Origin of the sequence: uncultured Anaerococcus sp. (assembly GCF_947253225.1) — a bacterium.
GTDB lineage: Bacteria > Bacillota > Clostridia > Tissierellales > Peptoniphilaceae > Anaerococcus.
Genome location: NZ_CAMXYR010000073.1, coordinates 1 through 6,336, shown reverse-complemented (window position 1 = coordinate 6,336; position 6,336 = coordinate 1). Strand labels below are relative to the sequence as shown.

The following is a 6,336-nucleotide window of genomic DNA, read 5'->3' as shown; positions in this document are numbered from 1 at the left end:
TGAGCGCAATAGTCTCGTGGGCTCGGAGATGTGTATAAGAGACAGATATAGTGTTTTGACTGATATACTTGTTCCTATTAATAATTCAGAAATATTTATTCATTGATATTTACATAAAAATAAGCCTTTAAACCTGGTTTATTATCCAGATTTAAAGGCTTTTTTAAAATAGATATATTATTTTATAAGAAATTTCAACTTATTATTTTCATCTAAATCTAATAAAGCTGTACTTTTTTCTGTAACTTTTCCTTCAATAATTAATTTACCTAAGTCAGTTTCTACATGAGTTTGCAAAAATCTCTTCACTGGTCTTGCACCATACTCAATATTATAGGCGTTTTCTAAAATATACTCTTTGGCTTTAGAGCTAATTTCAAGATTTATGTCCCTATCTTTTAGCCTATTCTTAATATCATCAATTTGTAAGTCTATGATTTCATATACTTGTTCACTTGTCAATGGGGTAAACATCACGATATCATCAATTCTGTTTAGGAATTCAGGTTTGAATGAATTTCTTAAAACTTGATCGACTTTATTTCTATTTTCTTCATCAATGCTACCATCCTCATTTAGACCGTCTATTAGGAATTCTGAACCAATATTACTTGTCATTATTATTATTGTATTCTTAAAATCTACAGTTCTACCTTGAGAATCTGTAAGCCTACCGTCATCCAGAACCTGAAGGAGTATATTAAATACATCTGGATGAGCCTTCTCTATCTCATCAAAGAGGATAACGGAATAAGGTTTACGTCTAACTGCTTCTGTTAGTTGACCGCCTTCTTCATATCCAACATAGCCTGGTGCTGCACCTATTAATCTTGAAACGGAGTATTTTTCCATATACTCACTCATATCAATACGCACCATGTTTCTTTCGTCATCAAACATTGCCTCAGTTAATGACTTGGCTAGTTCTGTTTTTCCAACTCCAGTAGGTCCTAAGAAAATAAAGGAACCTATTGGTCTATTTTGACTTTTTAGACCAGATCTAGCTCTAATTATAGCATTAGATACAGCTTGGATTGCCTCATCTTGACCAATAACTCTTTGGTGAAGTTTATCTGGTAAATGCAAAATTTTGCTTCTTTCACTCTCCACAAGCTTACTTACTGGAATATTAGTCCAATTACTTACTACATCAGCTACATCTTCATCAGTAACTTCTTCTTTAATTGAACCCTTAGCCTCATCTTCTGAATTACGACTTGCTTGTTCTAACTCTTTTTTTAGTTCCTCTAGCCTACCATATTTTAATTCAGATAACCTTTCAAAGTCATAGTTCCTTTCTGCTTGGTCAATCTCTACCTTTACCTTATCAATCTCTTCTTTTATTGTTTTTATATCGTCTATTGCAGATTTCTCTTCTTTCCACTTCATAAAATCTTGGTCGAACTTTTCTGATAAGTCTGCTAGTTCTTTTTCCAAGTCTTTTCTTCTTTTAATTGAATATTCATCTTCCTCTTTTTTAAGGGCGGTAATTTCTATTTGAAGTTGGAGTAATTTTCTTTTTTGTTCATCTAAATAAGTTGGCATAGTATCAATTTCAGTTCTCACAGTTGCACATGCCTCATCCATCAAATCAATGGCCTTATCTGGCAAGAACCTATCAGTAATGTACCTGTCTGATAATTCTGCTGCAGCTATTACTGCACTATCTTGTATTCTTATTCCATGGAAAATTTCATACTTATCTTTAATCCCCCTAAGGATACTTATAGTATCTTCAACTGATGGTTGTTCAACCATAACTTTTTGGAAACGACGCTCCAAGGCTCCATCTTTCTCAATGTATTGCCTATATTCATTCAAAGTTGTTGCACCAATTACTTTAATTTCTCCACGAGCAAGCATTGGCTTCATTATATTTGAAGCATCCATAGCTCCTTCAGATTTACCAGCTCCTACTATGTTATGAATTTCATCGATAAACATTATGATTTGTCCATCAGACTTCTGTACTTCATCAATTACTGCTTTAAGCCTTTCCTCAAACTGACCCCTATACTTAGCACCAGCAACAAGAGAACCCATGTCTAAGGAGAAAATCGTCCTTCCTTGGAGAGGTTCAGGAACATCATTATTAACAATTCTTTGAGCTAGACCTTCAACTATTGCTGTTTTACCAACTCCAGGTTGACCTATTAACACAGGATTGTTTTTCTTCCTTCTTGATAAAATCCTTAGAGCATTTCTAATTTCAGTATCTCTTCCAATAACAGGATCTATTTTACCATCTCTAGCTTCTTGGGTTAGATTCCTACCAAATTTTTCCAAAGGATTCGTAGTCTCCTCAGGATTATCATTAGTCACCTTTTGACCTTTCCTGACATTTCCGATAGCAGTTTTGAAGTTCTTGTAGCTAATATTATATCCTTTGTTCAAATCATCTAGCTTAGTATGTTCATTTAGTAAACTTAAGAAAACATGTTCTGTTGACACATAACTATCTCCCATACTTTTTGCTTCATCCTCAGCTTTAAGTAAGATTCTTTGATAGACTTGAGTAGGATATATATCAGAACCCCCTTGGAGGCTTGGCATTGTATCCACTTTCTTCAAAATAGAATTTCTATATCCATCATAGTCTATATTCATAGACTTTAATATTTGGCTAACTATAGAATCAGAATTATTAACCAAGGCATAAGCTAAATGAATTTCATTAACTTCTGGGTTCGAATTTTTAATAGCTATTGCTTGTGAATCATTTATAGCTTCTTGTGATTTTTGTGTAAACTTTTTGATATCCATATTATTCCTCCTCTTTTAATTTTTTATATAATTCAATTTGTTTATCTGTCAATTTGCTTGGATTATCAATAATAATTTCAAGAATTAAATCGCCTTTATTTCCTTTACGGTCCTCGTATCCCCTATTCTTTAACCTTATTTTCTTTCCAGTAGTTGAACCTTGAGGAAGGTTAACCATAAAAGAACCTGACTTTGTTTCTACCTTCTTTTTTGTACCAAAATAAGCATCCCATGGGCTTACAACTATTTTCTTAATAAAATCTATCCCATCAAGTCTTAAATTTTCCTCATCAAGAATATTGACCTTTACTATAATATTTGCATCAACACCATATTTTGAACCATCTAGCCTTATTTTATTATTATTTTTAATACCCTTTGGTATAGTTACATTTATGTCTGTAGGAACTCCGTGATTTCTCAAGTTAATAATTCTTGTTGTTCCATTAATTGCCTCTTCAATGCTAATGCTAACTGATGCATCCAAACTTTGTTTCTTTTTCTTAGCAAATCCTTGACCAAAGTTTGAAAATCTCGAAGACTTACCAGCCTGACCAAAATTTCCAAATAACCCATCAAAAAAATCTGAAAAACCACTAGAATTTGAACTTGTGTATGTGTATGAGTTGCCTCCGAAGTTTGAGAAGTCAAATCCAAAATCTCGTGGGTCAAAATTTTGACCTCCTTGGAAATTGGCGTTTTTTCCAAACATATCATATTTTTTTCTTTTCTCTTCATCTGACAATACTTCATAGGCTTCATTTATTTCTGTAAATTTCTTTTCTGCTTCTTTATCGTCTGGATGAAGGTCTGGGTGATATTTTTTTGCTAATTTTCTGTATGCTTTTTTAATTTCATCAGAGCTTGATTTCTTATCAACTCCTAATATTTCGTAATAATCTCTATATTGCATTCTAACCTCCATCTGTATTTGACCATCTCTGACCTTAATTAAACTATACTTTGACCTTAATTATTTTCAAGTAGTTTTCAAAATTATTTGCACCAAAAAAGCTACCCATGTCAATATCATAAATCAAACATGAAATTTAATGATTAACTTATAGGTAGCTTTCTATATTAATGATCGTATTTAATTAAAGATATAACATCATAGTCTTTTAGGTATGAACGTCCATCTAGCTCTGTTAGTTCTATTAAGAACTCAAAACAAGAAACAACCCCTCCTACAGCCTCAACAAGTTTAGCAGCAGCGTTTGCTGAACCACCTGTAGCAATTAGGTCGTCAATTATAACAACTTTATCACCTTTATTCAATGAGTCCTTATGCATTTCAAGTTCTCCTGAACCATATTCCAATTCATAAGATATCTTCTCAATCTCTCCAGGTAGTTTTCCTGGTTTTCTTATTGGTATAAATCCTTTATTTAGTCGATCAGCAAGTGGAGCACCAAAGATTAGACCCCTAGATTCAATTCCTGCTATATAGTCAAATTCATAACTTTTTAATGCCTCTTCTAATTGGTCTAAAGTTTCCTTAAATGCTTTTCTGTCTTTAAGTAAAGTAGTTATATCCTTAAATGAAATTCCTTCCTTAGGATAATCTTCTATAACTCTAATTTTTGCTTTAATATCCATTTAATCCTCCAGTAGTTTTGTCCTTATTTAATATACCCTCAATAGGCGAAATTACTTAAATATTTACTCCTAATTTCTTGAACTGATTCATCATAAACTTCAAAATAACTTATTCCATCAATATCAACAGCTTCACCATCTAGTCTAACCTGATTAATTTTTGAAGTATCCATCCCTCTGAAGGCTAAAGCTAGGTCTTTTAACTGTGATAGACTTATATTTGTTTTAAGTTTGCTTTTCATAGCTAGGTATACTATTGGTAGCTTAGGAAGATTCTTTGGCTTGGACACTTCATTAATAAACTGCATCATGAAGTCTTGCTGGGTTGAAATCCTTCCTAAATCAGCATTAGAATACCCCTTCCTAAACCTAACATAATCTAAAGCTTCTTTTCCACTAAAATGATGAATGCCAGAACTAATATCCATGGCTTCAGCAACATCACCAGAAACTTCAACATCTATACCACCTAGGGCATCAATTCCATCTACTACAGCTTCAAAAGGAATGACCAGATAGTAGGTCAAATTTATCCCCATAAAATCTCTTATAGTCTGCATAGTTAAATCAATTCCTCCATAAGAATGGGCAGCATTTATTTTATCTAAATAACCATTAATTTCTACCCTACTATCCCTAGGAATTGATATCAGATCCATTGTCTTAGCTTCAGTATTAGTTTTAACTAGCATTAAAGTATCCGTACGGGTACCTGTGTCTTCCCCCGTACTATCAACCCCTGCCATCAAAAACAAAAATTCATTATTATCAGCACCTAATTGGTTTTGATTCCCACCTTTGAAGAAATTGACTACTAGAATAACTCCACTAAACAATACTACAAACATCAAAAAAATTAGGATAGACTTTAAAAATCTCTTTGTATTTTCTCTCATAAACCTCTCCTATCTTTGATTATATGCTTTTTAATTATTAAAACAAAATAACACTTGACAATTATTATAGTATGGTAACTATGAGGTATTTATGTTAAACGAAAAATTAGACTTATATTTAGAAGAAAATTATTATCCTTTCCATATGCCTGGTTCTAAAAGATCCGAACTATTAAGAAAAGACCTTGCCTATGTAAGAGATTTAACAGAAATAGATGGCTTTGACAATTTAAATGACCCTAGCGATATATTTATCCAAATGCAAGAAGAAATTTCAAAAATTTATGAGGTAAAAAAATCAATAATTTCAACTAATGGTTCAACTTGTGGTATTCTAGCTTGTCTTAGAGCCTTAACTTATACAAATAAGAATATATTAATCCAAAGATCCTCTCACAAGGCAGTATATAATGCTTGCGAACTTAACCAGCTAAAGATTTCCTACTTAAATGTAAAAACAAATGATATATCAGCAATAGTTGATATTAACTATGATGACCTAGAAAATAAGCTTAGTAAGAAAAAATACGCCTGTCTTGTAGTAACATCTCCTTCATATGAAGGATATCTATTAGATTTGGATAGGATATACAAGCTTTGTCAAAAGTATTCTACAAAACTTGTTGTTGATATGGCTCATGGAAGCCACCTACCTATAACCGATACCTACTCGAAATCTTTTGATATAGCCATAAGTTCTTTTCACAAAAACTTGTCTGCTCTAACACCTGGGGCTGTTGTTTTGATTAATGATTTAGAATATTTTGATGAGATAAAAAGAAATATGGCAATTTTTCAAACTTCATCCCCATCCTACTTAATCCTTCAATCAATAGATGAAATGCTTGATAAGTTCCCACAATTTCATGCTCTATATGAAAATTTAAATAAATGGATAGACGATTTATTGAAAATAAACTTGGGTAAGTTACAACTTATTGATTGTAAAAATAAAGACAAAACAAAAATTCTTATTTCTACTCAAGGTACAAATTTAACTGGGCATGACTTAGCAAACAAGCTTAAAGAAAAAAATATTGAAGTTGAAATGACTTACCCAAATTATGTCCTACTTATA

The 6,336-nt window shown here is 32.2% G+C and carries 5 protein-coding genes; 1 reads left to right on the top strand and 4 read right to left on the bottom strand.

Annotated elements, in window-relative coordinates:
* Positions 1-177: 177 nt before the first annotated feature.
* The 4 genes from clpB to Q0W95_RS07170 form a co-directional block, all read right to left on the bottom strand.
* Positions 178-2,763: an ATP-dependent chaperone ClpB gene (clpB, locus tag Q0W95_RS07185; protein WP_297791330.1), complete on the bottom strand. Its 2,586-nt coding sequence runs from the start codon at positions 2,761-2,763 to the stop codon at positions 178-180.
* Between the two features lies 1 nt (position 2,764).
* A complete protein-coding gene (locus Q0W95_RS07180; protein ID WP_297791328.1) occupies positions 2,765-3,676 on the bottom strand; it encodes a J domain-containing protein in 912 nt (303 codons plus the stop codon).
* A gap of 167 nt (positions 3,677-3,843) precedes the next feature.
* The gene (locus Q0W95_RS07175) at positions 3,844-4,362 is read right to left on the bottom strand and encodes an adenine phosphoribosyltransferase (protein ID WP_297791326.1); all 519 of its coding nucleotides are present in this window, start codon (positions 4,360-4,362) and stop codon (positions 3,844-3,846) included.
* 38 nt (positions 4,363-4,400) lie between these two features.
* Positions 4,401-5,258: an LCP family protein gene (locus Q0W95_RS07170; RefSeq protein WP_297791324.1), complete on the bottom strand. Its 858-nt coding sequence runs from the start codon at positions 5,256-5,258 to the stop codon at positions 4,401-4,403.
* 91 nt (positions 5,259-5,349) lie between these two features.
* Between Q0W95_RS07170 and Q0W95_RS07165 the strand changes: the two genes are divergently transcribed.
* Positions 5,350-6,336 (top strand): aminotransferase class I/II-fold pyridoxal phosphate-dependent enzyme (locus tag Q0W95_RS07165; RefSeq protein ID WP_297791322.1); only part of this gene is annotated, 987 nt, incomplete at its 3' end.

Bases quoted from the DNA above. Each gene is read 5' to 3' on its own strand.
- Q0W95_RS07170 (WP_297791324.1), bottom strand. From the start codon at position 5,258: ATGAGAGAAAATACAAAGAGATTTTTAAAGTCTATCCTAATTTTTTTG.
- Q0W95_RS07180 (WP_297791328.1), bottom strand. From the start codon at position 3,676: ATGCAATATAGAGATTATTACGAAATATTAGGAGTTGATAAGAAATCA.
- Q0W95_RS07175 (WP_297791326.1), bottom strand. From the start codon at position 4,362: ATGGATATTAAAGCAAAAATTAGAGTTATAGAAGATTATCCTAAGGAA.
- clpB (WP_297791330.1), bottom strand. From the start codon at position 2,763: ATGGATATCAAAAAGTTTACACAAAAATCACAAGAAGCTATAAATGAT.